This window comes from Kocuria rhizophila DC2201 (assembly GCF_000010285.1).
GTDB classification, from domain to species: domain Bacteria; phylum Actinomycetota; class Actinomycetes; order Actinomycetales; family Micrococcaceae; genus Kocuria; species Kocuria rhizophila_A.
Map to the genome: position 1 here is coordinate 339,513 of NC_010617.1, position 20,326 is coordinate 359,838.

Genomic DNA, 20,326 nt, shown 5'->3' on the forward strand with positions numbered 1-20,326 from the left:
GGTGACGAGATGATCGACGTTGAAGCGCTGTGGCAGTCAGCCCGGCAGCGAGCAGCCGCGCGGCCAGGGTCCCCATTTGACGGTGTGATCCGCGATGAGCACGTGGGCGTCGTTGCGACGCGGTCCTACACCCCGCACGAGAGGATGACCGATGCCATCGTCTACTTCTCACACGGTGGATACGGGGTGTTCGGTGACCTCGACCTGCAGGACGCCTACTGTCGTCGTCTCGCAACGGTCTTGCACCGTCGAGTCGTGGCCGTTGACTACCGCCTGGCGCCCGAGAATTCATTCTTCGACGCAGTCGACGATCTCGCGAGCTGTGTTCGGGTCCAGACAGGGACCACGGGCGTCATTCTCTGTGGAGATTCGGCCGGGGATGCCGTGAGCGTCGCCGCAGGGAATCGGATCGGAGCCACGGTTCGCGCTTCAATGCTCACCAACCCGAATCTCGACCTCACTCTGCAGTCCTTCGACCGTCAGGCTCCCCAGGGTCCGGACTGGGAACTGACTCACCGTGCTTTCACGCTCTGGTCACGGCCGCTGCCGCTGCAGGAAGCCCCGGAGTTCCACCGACCGGAGAAACCGCCGCCACCCATTTTTCTTGCTGTCGGAAGCGAGGACTCTCTGGTTCCAGAGGCGCGAATGCTGGCAACTATCTGCGCGAGCCGCGGATGGGACTGCGAACTGAATATCGTGGACGGGCGCGGTCACGGTTTCATGAGTGACCCTGACAGTGCGGACCTCGTGCTCCGGCGGGCGGGCGCTTTCATCCGCAGGCATCCTGCCGTGCCCTGATCACGCACTCCCGCACAGAACAGGACGAAACTCCATCGAGGTCGCCGGGCCTCCCCAGAGTGACCGTGGAGACGGCCCCGGACCGTCACCCCCGGCCCCCACCCACCGGCGCCCGCATCCGCACGCCCTTCGGGGTCTGGTAGAAGCCGCCCGCGAGCAGCCCGTCCCGCACCGCGGTGACGAGCTCCTCCGAGGAGAGCACCGAGTCCCCGTTGACCTTCTCCACCACCAGCGAGTCCACGGCCTTGCGCTGTACGAGAGCGGCCACGGCCTCCGCCGCGAGGTGCAGCAGCGCGGGGTCAGAGGCGAACGCCAGCGCCGTCTTGCCGCCGCGCTCCAGGTACAGGGTCAGCGCGCCGTCCACGAGCACCACCACGGCACCGGCCTTGCGCCCCGGCCGGTGCTTTGTGCTGGACTCCAGCACCACCGCCTCCGGCCAGTCCAGCGCCGCGCCGTACGGGTTCGCGGGGTCCGTAGCCGCGAGGGCGAGGACCTGGGGATCGGCCTTGCGGGCGGCGTCGTCGTCCGTGAAGCTGCGCAACACATCAACCGTTGCCGGTTGCGTGAACTGGGCGGCTCCGAGACCCTCGATGAAGTAGCCGCGCCGCGCCCGCCCCGCGTCCTCCAGGGCACGCAGCACCTTGTAGACCGTCGAGAACCCGCCGGGGACGTCCTCCACCGCCACGGGTCCACGCGTGAGGATCCCGTAGCGGTCCAGCAGCAGCTCCGCCTGGGCCTGCGCCCGCACGGTGGGGTTCAGCGGCTCGGGGCGCAGCGCGGACCACCGGCCCGCCGTCGTGCGCTCCTCGCCGCCCCCGGAGGCGCGGACCACGCGCGTGCCGGACGGAGCGGCGTCGTCGGCGGAACCCGCGGGGTCGAAGCCGGCCGGACCGCGCCCGACCGCGCGCAGCCGCGCCGCACCCCGGCGCCCCGCGGAGCGGGAACGCCCCGGCCGCTTGGGCGTCTTGTGCGCGGAGTGCCCGCCGGAGATCAGTGCGCGCACGGGGGCGTACGTGTCGTTGGTGATCAGCCCCGCCCACAGCAGGTTCCACAGCGCGGTGCGCAGCTGGGCCATGTCCACGCTCACGCCCGCCGCGGCGAGGGGCTGGACCAGCTGCCACGCGAAGTACGCGCCACCGCCCTGCAGGACCGTGAGCAGCTCCCGTTCGAGCGCGGAGTCCAGGGCGTCCGCGGTGGCGTCCAACTGGGCGACGGGCGGTAGCGAGAGTTCCGCGGACTCGGCCAGGTGGAACGCCACCCAGCCGTCCTCACCACCCAGGGACCCGGCGCCGGAGAAGACGACCTCGCCCGTGGCCATGAGCTCGTCCAGCATGGCGGGCCGGTAGTCCACCACGCGCTGCGCGAGCACGAGCGGCTCCCACGCGGACGCCGGGATCGGCACCCCGGCGAGCTGGTCGATCACGGTGAGCACCCCGTCCAGCCCGCGCAGCTGATGTCCCTTCACGGCGTGCTGCCACGCGGGCAGGAACGTGGCGTACGCCTGCGGGTCCACCGGCTCCACGTCCGCGCGCAGGGCCGCCAGCGAACGACGCCGCAGGGTCCGCAGCACCTCGATGTCGCACCACTCCGAGTCCGACGCCGCCGGGTCACCGCTCGGCCGGAACGCCCCCTCGCTCACCCGCCGCTGCCTGGCCAGGGACCGCAGGGCGGACTCCACCACGGCAGGGCCCAGGCTCAGGGCCTGCGCGGCCTCGGCCACACTGAACGGCCCGTGCGTCCGGGCGTACCGGGAGACGAGGTCCCCCACGGGATCCGCGACCGGTTCCAGGAACGCGAGCGGAACCCCCATGGGCAGGGGCTGACCGAGCGCGTCCCGCATCCGGGCGGCGTCCTCCACCGCGCAGTACACCTCACGCCCGCCCACGCGCAGCACGATCGCGCGGTTGGTGTCCACGAGGGCGTCCAGCAGCTCGCGCGCGGCCTCCGGGGAGATTGCCCGGTACGCGGGGTCCTCGGCCCGCCCCGTGTCCTCCTCGTCCTCAGGGCCGCCTTCGTCGCCGATCCGGGCGGACGCGGCGGCGCCCGGCGCCTCCAACGCCGCTGACGACGCCGCCCCCGAAGCCCCGGTGCTGGGCGCCGGAGCGTCGGGGGGCGCAGCACCTGCCCCGGCGGAGGCGGACCCCGCGGCCGGCGACCCCGCCGGAACGGAACCGTCCCCGCGCAGGCGCAGGGCGGCGTCGTCGGCGGTCATGGGCCCGAGCAGGCGCAGCAGGTCCGCCGCGCCCTCCACCCCGCGCAGGCGGCGGTCGGGGGCGAGGCGCTGCAGCTGCAGGACGGTGGTCTCGATGACCTCGGGGTCCAGCAGCTCGCGCAGTTCGGCGCGGCCCAGCAGCTCGTTGAGCAGGGCGGGGTCCAGGGACAGCGCGGCGGCCTTGCGCTCGGCCAGCGGGGAGTCACCCTCGTAGAGGAACTGCGCCACGTATCCGAACAGCAGGGTGCGCGCGAAGGGTGAAGGGGAGTCCGTGGTGGTCTCCACCACCCGCAGCTTCCGTCCGGCCAGGTCCCGTTGCAGCTGGAGCAGGGCGGGGACGTCGTACACGTCCTGGAGGCACTCGCGCACCGTCTCCAGGATGATCGGGAACTGCGGGTACTTCCGGGCCACGTCCAGCAGCTGCGCCGAGCGCTGGCGCTGCTGCCACAGCGGCGTGCGCTTGCCGGGGTCCGCGCGCGGCAGCAGAAGGGCGCGGGCTGCGTTCTCCCGGAACCGGGACGCGAACAGCGCGGAACCGCCCACCTCCTCGGTGACGATCTGCTCGAGCTCCTCCGGCTCGAAGAGGAACAGCTCCGCCCCGGGAGGCTCTTCATCCGTGGCGGGCACGCGCAGCACGATGCCGTCGTCCGCGGCCTGCGCGGAGGCATCCAGGCCCCAGCGCTCGTCCAGCCGCGCGCGGACGGCCAGCGCCCACGGGCCGTGCACGGGCGTGCCGAACGGGCTGTGCAGCACCACGCGCCAGTCCCCGAGCTCGTCCCGGAACCGCTCCACCATGAGCGTGCGGTCGTCCGGCACGTGCTCGGTGGCCTCCCGCTGCTCCGCGAGGTAGGCCAGCAGGTTGTCCTGGGCCCACTCGTCCAGCCCGGACACCGCCAGGCGCTCGCGGGCCTCGGCGTTCGCGGCACCGGCCAGCTCCCGGGTGAAGCGCCCGGCGGCGCGCCCCAGCTCCACGGGCCGGCCCAGCCCGTCCCCGTGCCAGAACGGCAGCTTGCCCGGAACACCCGGCGCCGGGGCCACGACCACCCGGTTGTGGGTGATCTCCTCGATCCGCCAGCTGGAGGCGCCCAGCGCGATGATGTCCCCCACGCGGGACTCGTAGACCATCTCCTCGTCCAGCTCGCCCACGCGCTTGGGGGACTTGGAGTCCTGCTCACCCACCAGGAACACGGGGAACAGTCCCCGGTCCGGGATGGTGCCGCCGCTCGTGGTCGCCAGGCGCAGCGCTCCCGGGCGGGCCTGCAGCGTGCCCGTCTCGCGGTCCCACACCAGTCGCGGGCGCAGCTGTGCGAACTCGTCCGAGGGGTACCGCCCGGCGAGCAGGTCCAGTACGGCGTCGTACGCGGAGCGCGGCAGGGAGCGGAACGGGGCGCTGCGGCGCACGGTGTCGTACCAGGCCTCCACGTCCACGTCCTCGGCGGCCACCGCGGAGACCGTCTGCTGGGCCAGGATGTCCAGGGGGTTGGCGGGCACCGAGAGCGGTTCCAGGTTTCCGGCGAGCATCTGCTCCGCGATCACCGCGGCGTCCCGCACGTCCCCGCGGTGCTTGGGGTAGATCCGCCCGATCGACACCTCACCCACCTGGTGCCCGGCACGCCCCACGCGCTGCAGCCCGGAGGCCGCCGAGGGCGGGGACTCGATCTGGACCACCAGGTCCACGTGGCCCATGTCGATGCCCAGCTCCAGGGACGAGGTGGCCACCACGCACCGCAGCCGCCCGGTTTTGAGGTCCTCCTCGATCAGGCTGCGCTGGTCCTTGGACACCGAGCCGTGGTGGGCGCGCGCGAGCACCGGGGACGCGCCCTCGTGCCGGTTGCTCTGCCGGGGGATCGCGGCGGGCTCCCGCTCGTCGGACGCGGGGCGGGCGACGCCGCCCGGGCCGTCGGGCGCGCCAGTCCCGTCCCCGGGGGTGCCGAACAGCGCTGCGTCGCCGGGCGCTCGCCCTGGGTGGCTGGGACCGTCCGAGGGCGCACCGGGGGTGCCCGGCGTGTCGTCCCCCTCGACGGCGAAACCGTCGAGGCCTTCGGATCCGGTGTCCTCGTCCCCGGCCGCGCGCCGAGCGCTCTCCGCGAAGAGGTGGTTCAGTGCGTCCCCCACGGCCACGGGATCCCCGGAGCGTTCACCACTTGGGAACTGCTCCGCGGCGTTCTCCAGGCGGAACTCGTGGATCTCGTTGAGCCGCGCGGTCAGCTTCTCCGCGAGCCCGCGGGAGTTCGCGAACACGATGGTGGAGCGGTGGGCCTCCACGAGGTCCACGATCCGCTCCTCCACGTGCGGCCAGATGGATGCCGTAGCCTGCTGCCCCGCACCGTCCAGCTCGGCGTCCAGGGAGGGGGAGCCGTCCGATGACGGCGACGCCGCCGCCCCGCCCAGCACGGTCATGTCCGGGATGGGCACGGAGACCGTGAGGTCCCAGTCCTTCTCGGACGGCGGGCGCACCACGTCCACGGGCTGGGAACCGCCCAGGAATCCGGCCACGGTGTCCACGGGTTCCACGGTGGCGGAGAGCCCGATCCGCTGGGCGGGCTGCTCCAGCAGGTCGTCCAGGCGTTCGAGGCTGACGGCCAGGTGCGCGCCGCGCTTGGTCCCGGCCACCGCGTGCACCTCGTCGATGATCACGGTGTTCACGTGGCGCAGGGTCTCTCGCGCCTTGGACGTGAGCATGAGGTACAGGGACTCGGGCGTGGTGATGAGGATGTCCGGCGGGTGGGCCAGCAGGGAGCGGCGGATCGCCTGGGGGGTGTCGCCCGAGCGGACCCCCACGGAGATCTCCGGGGGCTCACCCCCGGCGGCCCTGACCGCCTGGGTGATCCCGATCAGGGGTGCGCGCAGGTTGCGCTCCACGTCCACGCCGAGGGCCTTGAGCGGGGAGATGTAGAGCACCGAGGTGCGGTCCTCGGACGGGGCGGCCGCGGCGTCGTCGTCGCCGGAGGAGCCCGGCGCGGTGGGGCCGCTCGGCGAGCTCCCGTCAGGGGAGCCCGCGGGGGACTTTGCCGCGAGCAGCCGGTCGATGGACCACAGGAACGCCGCGAGCGTCTTGCCGGAACCGGTGGGGGCCACCACGAGGGCGTGGTGGCCCGCCGAGATGGCCTCCCACGCGCCGCGCTGGGCCGCCGTGGGCCCGTGGAAGGCGGCGTCGAACCACCGCGCGGTCGCGGGGGAGAAGAGGTTCAGGACCGAGTCAGGATCCAAAGCCTCTGACCTGGAGCTGGGAGACCTTGGGGTTGCCGCAGGCCTGCCCCGGGTAGGAGACCACGAGGGACTCGTGGCTGCCCGGCGGGTAGACGCGCAGGCCGGTGACGTCGTGCGGGTTGCACACCTGCCCGATCACACCCGGCTGGGTGATGCTCAGGCTCGTGCTCGTGGAGGCCCCGGGCTGCAGCGTGACCGCGGCGGCCGCGGACTCGGTGCGGGAGGCCGGGGCGCCCACCATGGCGCCGGAGGCGTCCACGAAGGACACCCCCGGGTACCCGCTGAGCACGCACGGGGTGGAGCCGGTGTTGGTCACGGTGAGGCTCGCGATGACGTGCCCGGCCGCGCCGTTGGAGGGTGCCGCGGTGCCGCTGAGCTGCGACGCGCTGCACACGCCGCCCACGCCCTGCTGGTCGGCCTTCTCCTTGTCGAACGGGCTCGCGGTGGGCATCCCGACCTCGGGGGCCGACGCCATGCGGGTCTCCTCCGGCTGGGGCTGTGAGGCGTCCGCCGCCGTGGCGGTCTCCGAGGGGGCCGGCGTCTCGCTCGCGGAGGAGCTGGCCGAGGAGCTGGCCGACGCGCTCGGGGACGCACTCGGCGAGGCCGAGGTGGCCGATGCGCTCGCGGACGTTGAGTCTGTGGTGGGGGAGTCGTCGGAGGAGCCGCACGCGGAGAGCGCCAGCAGGGCGGTCAGGGCAGTGGCGGCGAGCAGCGGACGGGAGTGCTTGCGGGTGCCCCGGGGGTCGGGCGATGAGGTCGTCATGGTGACAGTGTCCTACGTTTCGTCCGCAATGCGGCACACATCACTTCCGCGAGGTGCACCGCGTCGGCCCCGGTGCCCTGGGAGATCTGCGTGCGGCACGAGAAACCGTCCGCCAGCACGATCGCCCCGGGCTCGGCGGCCCGGATCGCGGGGAACAGATTGCGCTCGCCGAGGGTCTGCGAGATCTCGTAGTGCCCCGGCTCGAAGCCCCAGTTCCCGGCCAGCCCGCAGCACCCGCCGCCCACCACGGAGGTGTCCACGCCCAGCTTCTCCAGCACGGTGAGCTCCGGGGAGTAGTCCCCCATGGCCTTCTCGTGGCAGTGCACCTGGCACACGGCGCTGCTCGGCCCCTGCCGGGTCTCCAGCGGCTCGAACGGCCAGTCCCCGCCGGCCTCCAGGTGGGCCGCCGCGAACTCGCCCAGGGTCCGGGTGAGGCCCTTCACCGCATGGGCCCGCGGATCCTCGGGCAGCAGCTCGGTGATCTCGTGCTGCAGCATCACCGTGCAGGACGGCTCCAGTCCGATCACCGGGTACCCGGCCTCCAGCAGCGGTGCCATCACGTCCAGGGTCTGGCGCAGCACCTTCCGGGTCATGTCCAGCTGGCCCGTGGAGTGCCACGTGAGCCCGCAGCACACGTCCCCCATGGGCATCAGCACGCGGTAGCCCATGGCCTCCAGGACCTCCACGGCGGCCTTGCCGGGCCCGTCCGCGGAGTAGGTGGTGAACGTGTCCGGCCACAGCACCACGGACGGGCGCCCGGCGGGGTCCGCGCCCGCCACCCCGTCTGCCAGGGCGCCGCGGGCCGACGACGCCGCACGGCCGCCTCCGCGCGCAGCCGCACCGGCGGCGTCGTTCCCCGCAGCATGCTGCCCGGCAGCGAGGGCCCCAGTGCCCGTGGGCGCTGCTCCCGAGGGGGCCACACCCCGCGCGGTCCCCGGGTGGGCGGCGTCGTGGCCCGCGTGACGGGAGCGCGCGCGGAACCACGCGGTGAACGGGGTGTCGTTGAAGCGGATCATGTCGCGGCGCGGTTCGATGCCACCGAGCTTCTTGGTGAGCGCCTCCACGGCCGGGATGCGCTCGAGGGCGTTGACCGCGCGCAGGGAGCCGGGCACGCGGGCCGCGATCCGCATGAGCCACGGCATCCACCCCATGGTGAGGTGCGCCATGGGCCGGCGGTCCCGGCCGATGAACGAACGGAGGCCCTGCCGGAAGTGGTGGTGCAGGAACTCGGCCTTGTAGGTGGCCATGTCCACGTTCACGGGGCACTCGGTGGCGCACGCCTTGCACGAAAGGCACAGGTCCAGGGCCTCGTAGGTCTCCTGCGACTTCCAGCCGTCGGTGAGGTGCTCGCCGCGCAGCATCTCCGCGAGTGAGCGCATGCGGCCTCGCGTGGAGTGCACCTCGTCCCCGGTGGCGTGGAAGGACGGGCACATCGCACCGGAGTCCGAGCGGCACGCTCCCACGCCCACGCAGCGGTTCACGGCCTGGCCGAACGAGCCGTTGTCGTGGGAGAACGCGTGCACCGGGGTGAGCTCGAACGTGCGCGCACCCGGTCCGGGGCGGATGCCACGGTCCAGCGGCTCCGGATCCACCAGCACACCGGGGTTGAACAGGCCCTCGGGGTCGAAGATCCGCTTGAAGCGCGCGAACGCGGCCAGTGCCTCCGGTGTGTAGATGGTGCTCAGCAGTTCGGAACGGGCGCGGCCGTCCCCGTGCTCTCCGGAGACCGAACCGCCGTAGCGGTGCACCAGCTCGGCGGCCCGCTCGATGAACGTGCGGTACTGGGCCACTCCGTGGTCGGAGTTGAAGTCGAAGGAGATGCGGATGTGCACGCAACCCTCGCCGAAGTGCCCGAACGGTATGCCGCGCAGACCCATCTCGTCCAGCAGGGCGTAGAGGTCCCTCAGGTACTCGCCCAGCCGTGCCGGGGGCACCGCGGAGTCCTCCCACCCGGGCCACGCCTCGCCGCCGTCCGGCAGGCGGGTCACGATGCCTGCCCCGGCCTCTCGGATGTGCCACAGGGCCCGGGCCTGCGTCGGATCCCCGACCACCACCGAGTCCACCACCGTCTCCTCGACCAGCGCGGGGAGTCTCCGGGCGGCGTCGTAGGCCTGCTCGGGGGTGTCCCCGGAAACCTCGCAGTACAGCCAGCCGCCGCCGCGCGGGAGTTCGGAGCCGGCGTGCTCCTGGCCGGGGCGGGTGCGCAGGGCGTCCAGGAGGTCCGAGCCCATGCCCTCGATGGTGGTCACGCCGGAGACGCGGAGCGCGGGTGCGGCGCTCGCGGCGTCGATCGCGTCCTGGAACCCGAGGACCGCCAGCGCGGTGTGCGCGGGCCTGGCCACGAGCTTGACCGTGAGCTCCGTGATGATCCCGCACGTGCCCTCGGTGCCCGCGAAGGCCTTGGCGGTGTCGAAGCCGTTCTCGCCCAGCAGGTAGTGCAACCCGTAGCCTGAGACCTGCCGGGGGAACTGGCCCAGCTCGGTGCGCAGCATGGCCAGGTGCTCGTTGCGCAGCCGCTCCAGCTGCGATGTCAGTGCGGGCTCCGAGGTGCCGCCCGCGTCCAGGGTGACCAGGCGGCCGTCGGCCAGCATGACAGTGACCGACACGAGGTTCTCCGCACTCGTGCCCCACGCGACCGAGTGGGAGCCGCACGCGTTGTTGGCCACCATCCCGCCCACCGTGCAGCGGGAGTGCGTGGAGGGGTCCGGTCCGTAGGTCAGGCCGAACTCGGAGGCAGCCTCCCGCAGCTGGTCACAGATCACCCCGGGCTCGATCCGCGCCGTGCGGGCCTGCGGGTCGATCTCCAGGATGCGGCGGAAGTGGCGGGAGGTGTCGATCACCAGTCCCTCGCCGATCGCGTTGCCCGCCACGGACGTGCCGCCGCCGCGGGGGACCACGGACCAGCCGTTCTCCCGCGCGGTGGCGAGCAGCTCGCGGATCTCCGCGACCGAGCTCGGCTCGGCCACCGCGGCCGGGAGCCTGCGGTAGATCGAGGCGTCGGAAACGTACGCCGCGCGCGTGGTCAGGTCGTCCCGCAGGACCGTCATGGTGCTACCTCTTCCTCCGCGCACTGCCGCGCTGCTGTCACCGGTGGGCGCTCACCACTCCGGGGCGATCTCGATCTCCGCGCCGTCCAGGTCCTCGGACCACTCCACCTGGCAGGTCAGGCGAGAGTTGTCATGGCGGGTGTCGTCCAGCATCTCCAGGAGGTCCTCCTCCTCCTCGTTGGTGCCGCCCGTCTTCACGAACGTCTCCTGGTCCAGGTACGAGTGGCACGTGGAGCACGAGGCGTTGCCGCCGCACGTGGCCAGGATGGGGAACTTGTTGCGGGTGAGGCACTCCATGAGGGACTCGAAGTCCTTCCACTCCACACCCTGGGTGCGCACACCGTCGCGGTCGGTCACGTTGATCTGGATGCTGCTCACTCGCCTGGACCTCCTGGGGCTCGCACCCCGTCCGAATTGTTCTGGGAATCAGCCGCCATTCTACGAGCGCCCGTCAAACCCTGCGTCATCGCACGACGCCGCCCGGGCCTCAGCCCATGCGGCGCACGGTGAGCGCCTGCGCCACCCGGCCGATGGGGCCCTGCTCGTCGAAGAGCTCCGAGTGGGTCAGGCCCACGCCGTCCCCGCCGAACTCCACGTTGGTGTCCAGGCCCACCCATGCGGAGACGGGGGCGCGGAACATGTGGATGGTGAGGTCCACGTTGGGGAACGCCCACGGGCCGATCTCCACGCGGGGCGCCAGACCGTTGGCGGCGTCCACCGCGCTGATGAACTGGGCGGTGGGGGAGGAGTCCTCGCCCTCCACCACGGCCTTGCTGATCCGCAGCCAGCCCGCGCCGCTGCCCGGGCGGGGCATGCGCGCCACGCGGGCCTCGAGGGAGCCGATGTAGCCGCCGCCCCACTGCTCGTACATGTTCAGCTCCTCGCACTGCTCCAGCGGGGTGAGCGGTTCGATCTCGCCGCCCGCCACGTCCTGGGTGTCCGAGGTCTTCAGCCGCCACATGCTCAGCCGGATGCAGTCCCGCCCGCCGCTGCTCATGGTGGCCTCGACCAGCTCGATGGTCTTGCCCGGGCGCAGCACGCGGGTGTGCACCTCGATCTCGCCGCCGGCAATGAAGCCCAGGATGTCGAACGAGAACCGCACCGGGATCATGTCCTCACGCGGGTGGTTGCGCTCGATCTCGTGCACCAGCAGCCCGGAGGACGCCGCCATGTGCTGCTCCAGGGGGCTCCACGCGCCCTGTGTGTACACGGTGGTGCGGAAGCTGTGCTCCCCGGTGCGGATGTAGTGGGCGTCCGGGGTGTCCTCGCCGTTCACGCCCAGGTGCCCCACGGGCTGCTCGTCGCTCATGCTCTGATCCTCTTCCTGTCCGGGCCGTGGGTGCGCGGCGCGTCCCAGGGGACACCCCCATCCACGACCGAAGTGTGTGCCGGATTACACCCTAGGGGGAGGGCTGTGTGAACGCCTACCGGCGCGTAGCGCGGGCTCGCGCCTGCCTCGCAGAAGTTCTCGGCGAGTCGAGCACCTGTCCCGGACTCCGGGTGAGATCAGGGCAGGGCCAGCCTGAACACCTTGCGCCACGCCTGGAAGACCTGCTGGGGCAGCGGGCCGGAGGTGTACCGGATCCCGTACTGCCGGCAGATCTCCCGCACGCGCGGTGCGATCTGGGACAGCCTGTTGGAGGGCATGTCCGGGAACAGGTGGTGCTCGATCTGGAAGGACAGGTTGCCGCTCATGAAGTGCATGAGGCGGGAGCCGTCGATGTTCGCGGATCCCATGGCCTGCCGCCGGTACCAGTGCCCCCGCGACTCGTTCTCCACCTCGTCCTCCGTGAAGGTCTCCGCGCCGTCCGGGAAGTGGCCGCAGAAGATCACCGCGTGCGCCCACACGTTGCGGATCACGTTCGCCGCCAGGAAGCCCTTGATCGACGCCTTCCCCGACCCGGTGAGGGATGCCAGCAGGGGGGAGACCAGGAAATCCTTCGCGGACTGCCTCCCGAGCTTCTTCATCACCCGCTTGAAGTCCTCCCAGGTGGCTCGGCCGGACTTGGTCCCGGCGCGGAACTGGTCCAGCTCCACGTCGTAGATGGCGATCCCCCACTCGAACGCCGGGGCCAGCAGGAGATTGATCACGGGATTGAGCAGGTTCACGGGCCGCCACGGCTGGTCCGGGTCCATGCGCAGCACGTTGTACCCCACGTCCCGGTCCTTGCCGAGCACGTTGGTCCAGGTGTGGTGGAGATCGTTGTGGGTGCGCTGCCAGCCGGCGGACGGTGCCACGAAGTCCCACTCCCACGTGGTGGAGTGGATCTCCTTGTCGTTCATCCAGTCCCACTGACCGTGGAGCACGTTGTGGCCGATCTCCATGTTCTCCAGGATCTTGCCCACGCTCAGACAGCCCACGCCCGCCCACCACAGGGGCCGGTGTTTGGAGAAGATCATGCACGCGCGCCCCGTCATCTCCAGGCCGCGCTGCAGGGCCACCACACGGCGGATGTAGCGTGCGTCCGACTGCCCGCGCTGGGAGAAGATGTCCTCCCGCACGGCGTCGAGCTGTGCCGCGAGGTCGTCGAGTTCCGCCCGTGTGAGGTTCAGGGGATCACCCGGTGGACGCGGCGCTGTTCTGGTGTTCTGGGTGGGGGTGACTGAGGTGAGCGTCATGGTGGTTCCTTTGTTCCGGGGGTGCAGGCCGGAGGGATCGGTGCCGGCGGAGAGGGGAGGGTGGTGGGTGTCAGGCATCGAACGCGGCATAGGGGGCGGGCCGCGTCACGCAGGTCTGGATGGGTCCGGGTTCCCGGTGGAGCTCACCGGTGCGGATGTTGGTGACCGCTCCGTCCGTCATGGGAATCAGGCAGCTGTGGCAGATGCCCATCCGGCAGCCGTGGGGCAGAGGGTGCTCGGCGCGTTCGGCGGCCTCCAGGATGGTGTCGCGTCCGCCCACCGCCACCGTGAGGCCGCTTTGCTGGAGACGGATCTCTCCCGGGCGCCCGCCGGTGGCTGCGCGCGCCACGTCGAACCTCTCCACCACGGGGGCGTGACCGGAAACCTCCCCCAGGGCCTCCACGGCCGTGACGAAGGAGTCCGGGCCGCACGCGTACGTCGCGCGCGCCCGGTGGTCGGGGCACAGCGCGCCCACTGCACCCGGGTCCGCGGCGTCGAGCCGCCCGCGCTCTTCGGTGAACCAGAAGACCGGGCGCAGGCCCCGGAACTGGTCGGCGAGCTCCAGGATCTCGTCGTGGAAGATGCACGACTCCCGGTTCCTGGCCACGTAGACCAGGACCACGTCGTGATCCGGTCTGCGCGGCATGAGGGTCCGCAGCATGGACATCACCGGGGTGATGCCGGAACCGGCTACCATGAAGAGCAGCGCCGTGGGCATCTCCGGGAGGATGAACTGCCCCTCCGGGCGCTCCAGGTACAGCACGTCCCCGGGGGCGGCCCGGTGCACGAGGTGCTCGGACACGGTCCCCTGGGCCCTGACGGTGATCGAGGGGTCGCCCTGCTCGGGAGCGCTGAGGGAGTAGGGGCGCCAGATCCGCTTCCCGTCCACCTCTACGCCGATCCGCGCCCACTGGCCCGCGCGGTGCGGGATCCAGCCGTCGCCGGCGGTGAAGAACGCGGTCACGGTGTCGGGCGTCTCTCGGTGGATGCGGGTGATCCGCCCGCGCGTGTAGTGGGCGCTCGAGAGTGCGCCGAAGAGTTGTGCAAACGAGCGCGGATCCTGGGGGTAGCTCAGGATGCCGGCTGCTGCGTGGAGGAATCTCACGATCCCGGAGCGGCCCATGCCCAAGTTCTATCCGATTGATAAGCAGGCCGGCAATCCCTGCGGGCCCTTTTCATCCTTCGGGCTTCCTGGACGCTCTGCGGCGTGGTGCTCCCCTGCAACGGAGAACACCCCGAACCTGAGGTTCGGGGTGTTCTCGGAGTCCCTGATCGGGACAGTGGCGGTGACGGTGGGATTTGAACCCACGTTGGCTTTGACACCAAACATCATTTCGAGTGATGCACCTTCGGCCGCTCGGACACGTCACCAGCTCCCAGCACTTTACAGGCCGAGACGCAACCCCTCCAAACCGGAGCCCTGGGCTGGCAGGCTGCGCGGCGGCGTCGGGGAATGCGGCGCTCAGCGGTGGGTGCGGAAGAAATCGCGCAGCAGAGCGGCGCACTCGTCCTCGCGCACGCCGCCGGTGACCTCCACCCAGTGATTGAGGCGGGGGTCCCGCACGATGTCGAACACCGAGCCGCACGCCCCGGCCTTGGGGTCCCACGCGCCGAACACCACGGTGGGCACGCGGGCGAGCACGACCGCCCCGGCGCACATGGCGCACGGCTCCAGGGTGACGACGAGGGTGCACCCCTCCAGCCGCCACTCACCGCGGTGCGCCGCCGCCTCGCGCAGGGCGAGCACCTCCGCGTGCGCGGTGGGGTCCCCGCACTCCTCGCGGCGGTTGCGCCCGGTGCCGATCACCCGCCCGTCCGTGTCCAGCACGACGGCGCCGATGGGCACGTCCCCGGACGCGGCCGTGAGTGCGGCCTCGGAAAGCGCCAGGTCCATCCAGCCCTCGAGCTGGATGGACCTGGCGGTGTGCGGAAGAGCCATGCGACTCATCGCTGCACGCTGTTCTGGTTGAACCAGGCGGTGGTGGGGGCCTTGTACGCGGTGACGATCCAGAGGATGTCCACGACAACCTTCACCAGGCCAAGGGCGACGATGAGGATGTTCCACGGGGCAGGGAAGACGAAGGCGGTGAACAGGTTGAAGATGCCGCCCAGGATCGAAATGGCCGCAAACACGGTGCCAAGGACTCGTGCCCAGTTCTTGCCCTTCTTGAGGAAGGTGTACACCAGGAGGTACAAGCCGATGGTGACGATCATGCTGATGATCGAGCCGATGGGGCCACCCACACCGGAAGCGCGGTCGGCAGTCTGGTTCGCCGTCTCAGTGCTCAAGCCCATGTTGCGGTAGAGCTCGGGGAAGTCGATGTTGGCAGTCGCGACCAGTCCCAGGACGGCGTTGAGCACGTAGATGCCCAGCGACACCAGCGTCAGCTTGAGCAGCCGGTCGATCGTGGAGGGGCGCTCCATCAGGCCGGTGTACTGCCCGGGGTTGTACTCCGCGGTGCCGAACTTGCCTCCGGCCTGACCGTACTGCTGGCCGTTGGGGCCACCCTGCGGTGCGCCGTTGACCGCGCCCTGGCCGTAGGGCATGGGCTGGCCGGACTGTGCGGGGCCGGGCTGTCCGGGGATGCCGGACTGCGGGTTCTGCGGTTCGTTCGGAGTGGTGCTCATGACTGCCGTCCTTTCATGTGGTGGTGCGAGTGGTGGTGCAGGTGTGGGGGGTCACTCGTAGCGCAGGGCGGTGATGGGATCCTGGCGGGCAGCCCGCACGGCGGGGATGGTGCCGGCCAGGAAGGCGATGAACATGACCGAGAGGATGATCAGGGCGATGTTCACGGGGTTGAACAGGAACAGGCTCAGCCCGGGCAGTGACGACAGCAGCCCGTTGGAGAGCACCCCGCTGAGGATGCTCCCGGCTGCCACGGCTACGCCGGCGCCGATCGCGGAGCCCAGGAAGCCGATGAAGATCGCCTCGAGGGAGAACAGGCCGAAGACCTTGCCCCCGCTCATGCCCAGCGCCTTCATCAGCCCGATCTCCCGGGTGCGCTCCTGCACGGACATCAGCAGCGTGTTCACGATGCCGAAGCCCGCGGCGAGCAGCGCGATGATGGCGAAGGAGTTGAGGATCCACACGATGCCGTTGATGACCGCGCGGAACATGCCCAGCTGGTCCTCCACGGTGCGTCCGAGCATGTTCTCGTCCGAGAGCTGCGACTTGATGGCGCCCACCTTGGACATGTCGTCCACGGTGGCGGTGGCGGTCAGGTACGAGTTCGGGACCTTCCGGGGGCTTCCGGAGACCTGGTAGTCGTAGAGCTTCTTGTTCAGGCCCGCGGAGGGGATGGGGTTGTCGGAGGAGCCCGCCAGTGAGGCCTGGGCGACGCCCGAGACCTTGACGGTGAACGTCCTGTCCTGGTCCACGGCGTTGCCCAGCGCGATCTTCACGGTCTTGCCCACGGCGTCCTGGTTGGATCCCAGGCCCAGGGGCTCGACCCACGAGGAGGGCAGCAGGATCTCGTCCTTGCCGCGCTCCGGGGCCTCACCGGACTCGAGCTGCAGCCCGTCCGCCTCCGGGGGCGAGCCCAGGCTGAGCGTGAACTTCTCGCCGCCGGGGGCCTCCAGGTACTTGGGGGTGACCATGTACATGGGGTCCACCGAGCCCACGCCGTCGATCTTCTCGATCTTGTCGATGTCCGAGTCGGTCAGGCCGCTGATGGAGCCGAAGCCGAGCTGCACGTTGGTCTCGTCCGGGTTGTACTCGGTGGGTCCGTCCTGCTCGCTGGAGCCGGGGGCGGACTGCTCGGAGACCTTCTGGACGAACAGGGCGTTCTCGTTGCCGAACGCGGCCACGGTCTTGTCGATGTAGTCGTTGACGCCCGTGCCGATCCCGGAGGTCAGGGTGAGCGTGAACGAGCCGATGAAGATCGCGATCACGGTCAGGATGGTGCGCGCCTTGGCCCGGAACGTGTTCCCGATCGCCGTGCGCAGCAGATCGATGAATTTCACGCGGTGGCTCCTGGCTGCTCGGGGGTGGGGGCGGGCGCGGCGTGCTTGCCGGGGCGCGGTGGTTCCTGGGCGGCGCGGGCGATCTCGGCGGCGTCGGCCTGGCTGATCGTGACCACCTCCCCGGTGGCGGGCTCGGTGACCTGCAGGGTCTCCGCAGCGGCCTCGGCGGGCTGCTGGGCCCACGGGTGGGCCGGGGATCCGGGGGCGACGTCGCTCGCGGGCTTCTCGGGGCTCGGCACGATCTGCCCGTCCACCAGGTAGATCTGGCGCGAGCAGCGCTTGGCGAGGTCCTCGTCGTGGGTCACGACCACCAGGGTGATCCCCTTGTCCCGGTTGAGTCCGAAGAGGATGTCCTCCACCACCTTGGAGGTCGCGGAGTCCAGGTTGCCGGTGGGCTCGTCCGCGAAGATCACGGAGGGGTCGTTGATGAGCGCGCGGGCGATCACCACGCGCTGCTTCTGCCCGCCGGAGAGGTCGGTGGCCTTGTTGTCCGCCTTGTCCGCCATCTCCAGCTGCTCGAGCGCCTCGAGGCCCCGGCGCTTGCGCTCGGACGCGGGGACGCCCGCGATCTTCAGGGGCAGCGTGACGTTCTCCAGCACGCTCTGGTTGGGTGTCAGGAAGAACTGCTGGAACACGAAGCCGAACGCGGAGTTGCGCAGCTCGTTGAGCTCCTTGGCGCCGAGGTCCCCGGTGGGCCTGCCCTCCACGGCCACCACGCCGTGGGTGGGGGCGTCCAGCAGCGCGAGCAGGTGCATGAGGGTGGACTTGCCCGAGCCGGACTTGCCCACCACGGCCACGGACTCGCCCTTGCCGATCTCCAGGTTGATGCCCTTGAGGGCGTCGAAGCGGGTGTCGCCCCTGCCGTAGATCTTGACCAAATTCTCCGTCTCGAGAACCGGTGCCGTCATGTGTGGTGCCCCTTCCGAGGGTTGCCGTGCGCAGGACTGGGTGGAGCGGGATCGCATGTTCCCTACGAGAGTAGGGCACGGCACCATCCTGCACGGCGTGCGGCGGTGTCCCGTGACGAAGTCGTGACGTGACCCGTCCGGCCGGGGACGGCGGCGTCGTGGGCGCGTGGGCCGGGGCCGGTGGAGCCCGCTCCGGCGATGGTCCGCGCAGCCGGGGCTACTGCTAGATTCTGGGTATGCGAGTCACTGTCTTGGATCACCCGTTGGTCGCCCACAAGCTGAGCGTGTTGCGCGAGAAGGACACCCCGTCCCCCGTGTTCCGCCAGCTGGTGGAGGAACTGGTCACGCTGCTGGCCTACGAGGCCACCCGGGATGTCCGCGTGGAGCCGGTGACCATCCAGACCCCGGTGGCCGAGACGCAGGGCACCGCCCTGACCCGCCCGCGCCCGCTGGTGGTTCCCATCCTGCGCGCCGGGCTGGGGATGCTCGAGGGCATGACCCACCTGATCCCCACCGCGGAGGTCGGCTTCCTGGGCATGGCCCGGGACGACGCCACCCTGGACATCATCACCTACGCCGAACGGCTGCCGGACGACCTCACGGGGCGCCAGGTGTACGTGCTCGATCCCATGCTCGCCACGGGTGGCACCCTCAGCGAGGCCATCAAGTTCCTGTACCGCCGCGGTGCGCAGGACATCACGTGCGTGTGCCTGCTGGCCGCCCCCGAGGGGCTCGACCGGCTCGAGAAGGAGCTCGGGGACAGCGAGGTGAACGTGGTGCTCGCCTCCGTGGACGAGCGGCTCGACGAGAACGCCTACATCGTGCCGGGGCTCGGGGACGCCGGGGACCGTCTGTACGGCGTCGTGGACTGAGCTGCCCGGCAGCCGCCGACCAGCGAAAGACGTGCGGGATGTGATCCCCCACCATGATGCGCCACACCTGACCCCTAAGCCCGGGCGAATTGCAACCTTTTTTCGCTCCGGACACGCCAGAGGTGTACCCCATCTCACCATGTGAGAAAAAAGCGCATATATTACTTGCCAGTCCAGCCCCATGTCGCGGAACATGGGATATAACACCGTTTTCCAGGAAATTCACGGGAACGGGGCTTCACGAGGCAGGGGTACGAATGTCAGGCGCACCGGGCTACGTCCACATCTCCCAGCGGCACCGGCTGTCCGGCGCCCAGGCCCCTGTGCGCGCACGCGGAGCCCACCGCGCTCCCGGGGCTCCCGAGGAGCACCGCCACCTGCGCTCCGTCTCCGCGGACTACGCCCCCGAGGTCCGGGACCCCCAGGTGCCCGACCAGCAGCCCACCGAGGCCCGCGGCTTCGTGCTGTACGTGGGCGTGGACGAGCAGGCCGCGGCGGACCGGGGGATCAACCTGGTCCAGCTCGTGCAGGAGATCCGCCAGCACATCCGTTCCACCGTTCCCGGGTCCGACTCCTACGCCGCCGTGGCGCTCGCCCCGGTGAACGCGCAGGGCACGGACCTCGAGGTGGTGCGCAGCGCCCTGGGGGACCCCACCTTCACGGATCCGGTGATCGAGCCCATCGCGCCGCTGCCCGCGTGCGGTGCCGGCAGCCGCATCGACCACCAGCGCGTGGGCGTGCTGATCGACCTGTCCCGCCGCGAGGTGTTCCTGGACGGGGACCTGCTCAACCTCACGCACCGCGAGTTCGAGCTGCTCAACTACCTGGTGGAGAACGGCACGCGCACCGTGGGCCGCACCGAGCTGCTCGACAACCTGTGGGAGGACGCCGAGGAGGTGCCCTCCGAGCGCACCATCGACGTCCACGTGCGGCGGCTGCGCTCCAAGCTGGGGCGCCTGGCCAACACCGTGCGCACCGTGCGGGGCCAGGGCTACCGCTTCTACGACCACCCCGAGGTGGTCGTGTGGGCGGCTCCCGAGTACTCCATCTGACGGCGCCGCGGCCGCACGTGCGCGCCGCCGCGAAGCGTGCACGACGCCGCCCGCAACGGTGCCCGGCGGCGTCGTCACCCGGGGTGGGCGGCCCGTGACAGACTGGCCTGCATGACCCGCCACGACCTCAAGCACCTGGTGATCATGCGCCACGGGCAAGCCGACTACCCGCGGGACGTCCCGGACCACGACCGTCCGCTCGTGCCGCGCGGTGCGCGGGAGGCCGCGGCGGCGGGGGCGTGGCTGGCGGAGAACGCGCCGCCAGAGATGATCCTGGTCTCGCCCGCCCTGCGCACGCGGCAGACGGTCACGTGGGTGTGCCACGAACTGGGGGAGAAGGCGCCCACTCCCCAGTTGTGGGAGGGGCTCTACAACGGGGCGGACGCCCAGCTGGTCGCCGCGGTCAACCACGTGCCGGAATCCGTGCGCACCCTGCTGGTGGTCGCGCACATGCCGGGTGTCCTGGACGCCGTGCTGCGCCTGGCCTCACGCGACTCGGACCCGGACGCCATGATGGACGTGGCCGGTGGCTTCCCCACCGCGGGCACCGCGGTGCTGGAGGTCCCCGGGGACTGGGCGCTGCTCGACGGTGCGGACGCCCGCCTCACCGCGTTCCACGCACCGGAGGTGTGACCCGCCGCCGGCGCGCCTCACGCCGGGCGCGGGCGATGACGAACGCCAGGGAGATCCCCGCGCTCATCACGCTCAGCAGGAGCAGGACGAACCCGATTACGGCGGTGCCCAGACCGTCGTCCGGGACGAGAGGCAGGCCCAGCAGCGCGGCACCCCACAGCACCGCGGCCAGCGCCACCAGGACGCCCGCGGTGAGCCACAGGCTCCGCAGCGTGCGGTGGAAGGGTCTCATGCGGCCTCGTGCAGGGG

General features: G+C 71.0%; 16 protein-coding genes and 1 tRNA gene. 4 read left to right on the forward strand and 13 right to left on the reverse strand.

Annotation, left to right across the window (positions count from 1 at the left end):
• Positions 1 to 9 precede the first annotated feature (9 nt).
• Positions 10 to 798 carry an alpha/beta hydrolase gene (locus KRH_RS01485; protein WP_012397383.1) on the forward strand — a complete coding sequence of 263 codons (789 nt, stop codon included), beginning with the start codon at positions 10 to 12 and terminating at the stop codon, positions 796 to 798.
• 85 nt (positions 799 to 883) lie between these two features.
• Here KRH_RS01485 and KRH_RS01490 read toward each other — a convergent pair whose 3' ends face one another.
• The 12 genes from KRH_RS01490 to KRH_RS01545 all read right to left on the reverse strand — a co-directional run bounded on the left by KRH_RS01490 (position 884) and on the right by KRH_RS01545 (position 17,520).
• Positions 884 to 6,220: an Lhr family ATP-dependent helicase gene (locus KRH_RS01490; protein WP_012397384.1), complete on the reverse strand. Its 5,337-nt coding sequence runs from the start codon at positions 6,218 to 6,220 to the stop codon at positions 884 to 886.
• Complete coding sequence (locus KRH_RS01495) at positions 6,210 to 6,983, reverse strand: DUF4232 domain-containing protein (protein WP_012397385.1); 774 nt, start codon at positions 6,981 to 6,983, stop codon at positions 6,210 to 6,212. Before KRH_RS01495 ends, KRH_RS01490 begins: the two co-directional genes overlap by 11 nt.
• A complete protein-coding gene (locus KRH_RS01500) occupies positions 6,980 to 10,030 on the reverse strand; it encodes an FAD-binding and (Fe-S)-binding domain-containing protein (RefSeq protein WP_041297269.1) in 3,051 nt (1,016 codons plus the stop codon). Before KRH_RS01500 ends, KRH_RS01495 begins: the two co-directional genes overlap by 4 nt.
• A gap of 51 nt (positions 10,031 to 10,081) precedes the next feature.
• Positions 10,082 to 10,408: a 2Fe-2S iron-sulfur cluster-binding protein gene (locus KRH_RS01505; protein ID WP_012397387.1), complete on the reverse strand. Its 327-nt coding sequence runs from the start codon at positions 10,406 to 10,408 to the stop codon at positions 10,082 to 10,084.
• Between the two features lie 109 nt (positions 10,409 to 10,517).
• On the reverse strand, positions 10,518 to 11,339 hold the full coding sequence (locus KRH_RS01510) for a thioesterase family protein (RefSeq protein WP_012397388.1): 822 nt from the start codon (positions 11,337 to 11,339) through the stop codon (positions 10,518 to 10,520).
• A 197-nt stretch (positions 11,340 to 11,536) separates the two neighbouring features.
• Positions 11,537 to 12,649, reverse strand: a complete 1,113-nt coding sequence (locus KRH_RS01515; protein ID WP_012397389.1) for a fatty acid desaturase family protein — start codon at positions 12,647 to 12,649, stop codon at positions 11,537 to 11,539.
• A 70-nt stretch (positions 12,650 to 12,719) separates the two neighbouring features.
• Complete coding sequence (locus tag KRH_RS01520) at positions 12,720 to 13,772, reverse strand: flavin reductase family protein (RefSeq protein ID WP_012397390.1); 1,053 nt, start codon at positions 13,770 to 13,772, stop codon at positions 12,720 to 12,722.
• A 158-nt stretch (positions 13,773 to 13,930) separates the two neighbouring features.
• Positions 13,931 to 14,020, reverse strand: a tRNA-Ser gene (locus tag KRH_RS01525).
• Positions 14,021 to 14,111: 91 nt separating this feature from the next.
• Complete coding sequence (tadA, locus tag KRH_RS01530) at positions 14,112 to 14,588, reverse strand: tRNA adenosine(34) deaminase TadA (protein ID WP_012397391.1); 477 nt, start codon at positions 14,586 to 14,588, stop codon at positions 14,112 to 14,114.
• Positions 14,589 to 14,593: 5 nt separating this feature from the next.
• Positions 14,594 to 15,277, reverse strand: a complete 684-nt coding sequence (locus tag KRH_RS01535; protein WP_012397392.1) for a hypothetical protein — start codon at positions 15,275 to 15,277, stop codon at positions 14,594 to 14,596.
• A gap of 51 nt (positions 15,278 to 15,328) precedes the next feature.
• A complete protein-coding gene (locus tag KRH_RS01540; RefSeq protein ID WP_012397393.1) occupies positions 15,329 to 16,612 on the reverse strand; it encodes an ABC transporter permease in 1,284 nt (427 codons plus the stop codon).
• Positions 16,609 to 17,520, reverse strand: coding sequence for an ABC transporter ATP-binding protein (locus KRH_RS01545; RefSeq protein ID WP_012397394.1), 912 nt, complete (start codon positions 17,518 to 17,520; stop codon positions 16,609 to 16,611). The genes KRH_RS01540 and KRH_RS01545 overlap by 4 nt, the downstream gene beginning before the upstream one ends.
• A 236-nt stretch (positions 17,521 to 17,756) precedes the next feature.
• Between KRH_RS01545 and upp the strand changes: the two genes are divergently transcribed.
• From upp to KRH_RS01560, 3 genes are all read left to right on the forward strand, one after another.
• Positions 17,757 to 18,392 carry a uracil phosphoribosyltransferase gene (upp, locus tag KRH_RS01550; protein ID WP_012397395.1) on the forward strand — a complete coding sequence of 212 codons (636 nt, stop codon included), beginning with the start codon at positions 17,757 to 17,759 and terminating at the stop codon, positions 18,390 to 18,392.
• A 257-nt stretch (positions 18,393 to 18,649) separates the two neighbouring features.
• A complete protein-coding gene (locus KRH_RS01555; RefSeq protein ID WP_012397396.1) occupies positions 18,650 to 19,444 on the forward strand; it encodes a winged helix-turn-helix domain-containing protein in 795 nt (264 codons plus the stop codon).
• Positions 19,445 to 19,555: 111 nt separating this feature from the next.
• The gene (locus KRH_RS01560) at positions 19,556 to 20,077 is read left to right on the forward strand and encodes a SixA phosphatase family protein (RefSeq protein ID WP_012397397.1); all 522 of its coding nucleotides are present in this window, start codon (positions 19,556 to 19,558) and stop codon (positions 20,075 to 20,077) included.
• Here KRH_RS01560 and KRH_RS01565 read toward each other — a convergent pair.
• Positions 20,049 to 20,309: a hypothetical protein gene (locus KRH_RS01565; protein WP_012397398.1), complete on the reverse strand. Its 261-nt coding sequence runs from the start codon at positions 20,307 to 20,309 to the stop codon at positions 20,049 to 20,051. The two genes, KRH_RS01560 and KRH_RS01565, sit on opposite strands and share 29 nt — an antisense overlap.
• Positions 20,310 to 20,326: the final 17 nt, after the last annotated feature.

Excerpts from the sequence above, each read along its gene's own strand:
- KRH_RS01500 (WP_041297269.1), bottom strand. The coding sequence starts at position 10,030 with ATGACGGTCCTGCGGGACGACCTGACCACGCGCGCGGCGTACGTTTCC.
- KRH_RS01515 (WP_012397389.1), bottom strand. The coding sequence starts at position 12,649 with ATGACGCTCACCTCAGTCACCCCCACCCAGAACACCAGAACAGCGCCG.
- KRH_RS01495 (WP_012397385.1), bottom strand. The coding sequence starts at position 6,983 with ATGACGACCTCATCGCCCGACCCCCGGGGCACCCGCAAGCACTCCCGT.
- KRH_RS01545 (WP_012397394.1), bottom strand. The coding sequence starts at position 17,520 with ATGACGGCACCGGTTCTCGAGACGGAGAATTTGGTCAAGATCTACGGC.
- KRH_RS01485 (WP_012397383.1), top strand. The coding sequence starts at position 10 with ATGATCGACGTTGAAGCGCTGTGGCAGTCAGCCCGGCAGCGAGCAGCC.
- KRH_RS01565 (WP_012397398.1), bottom strand. The coding sequence starts at position 20,309 with ATGAGACCCTTCCACCGCACGCTGCGGAGCCTGTGGCTCACCGCGGGC.
- KRH_RS01535 (WP_012397392.1), bottom strand. The coding sequence starts at position 15,277 with ATGAGCACCACTCCGAACGAACCGCAGAACCCGCAGTCCGGCATCCCC.
- upp (WP_012397395.1), top strand. The coding sequence starts at position 17,757 with ATGCGAGTCACTGTCTTGGATCACCCGTTGGTCGCCCACAAGCTGAGC.
- KRH_RS01520 (WP_012397390.1), bottom strand. The coding sequence starts at position 13,772 with ATGGGCCGCTCCGGGATCGTGAGATTCCTCCACGCAGCAGCCGGCATC.
- tadA (WP_012397391.1), bottom strand. The coding sequence starts at position 14,588 with ATGGCTCTTCCGCACACCGCCAGGTCCATCCAGCTCGAGGGCTGGATG.
- KRH_RS01560 (WP_012397397.1), top strand. The coding sequence starts at position 19,556 with ATGACCCGCCACGACCTCAAGCACCTGGTGATCATGCGCCACGGGCAA.
- KRH_RS01510 (WP_012397388.1), bottom strand. The coding sequence starts at position 11,339 with ATGAGCGACGAGCAGCCCGTGGGGCACCTGGGCGTGAACGGCGAGGAC.
- KRH_RS01555 (WP_012397396.1), top strand. The coding sequence starts at position 18,650 with ATGTCAGGCGCACCGGGCTACGTCCACATCTCCCAGCGGCACCGGCTG.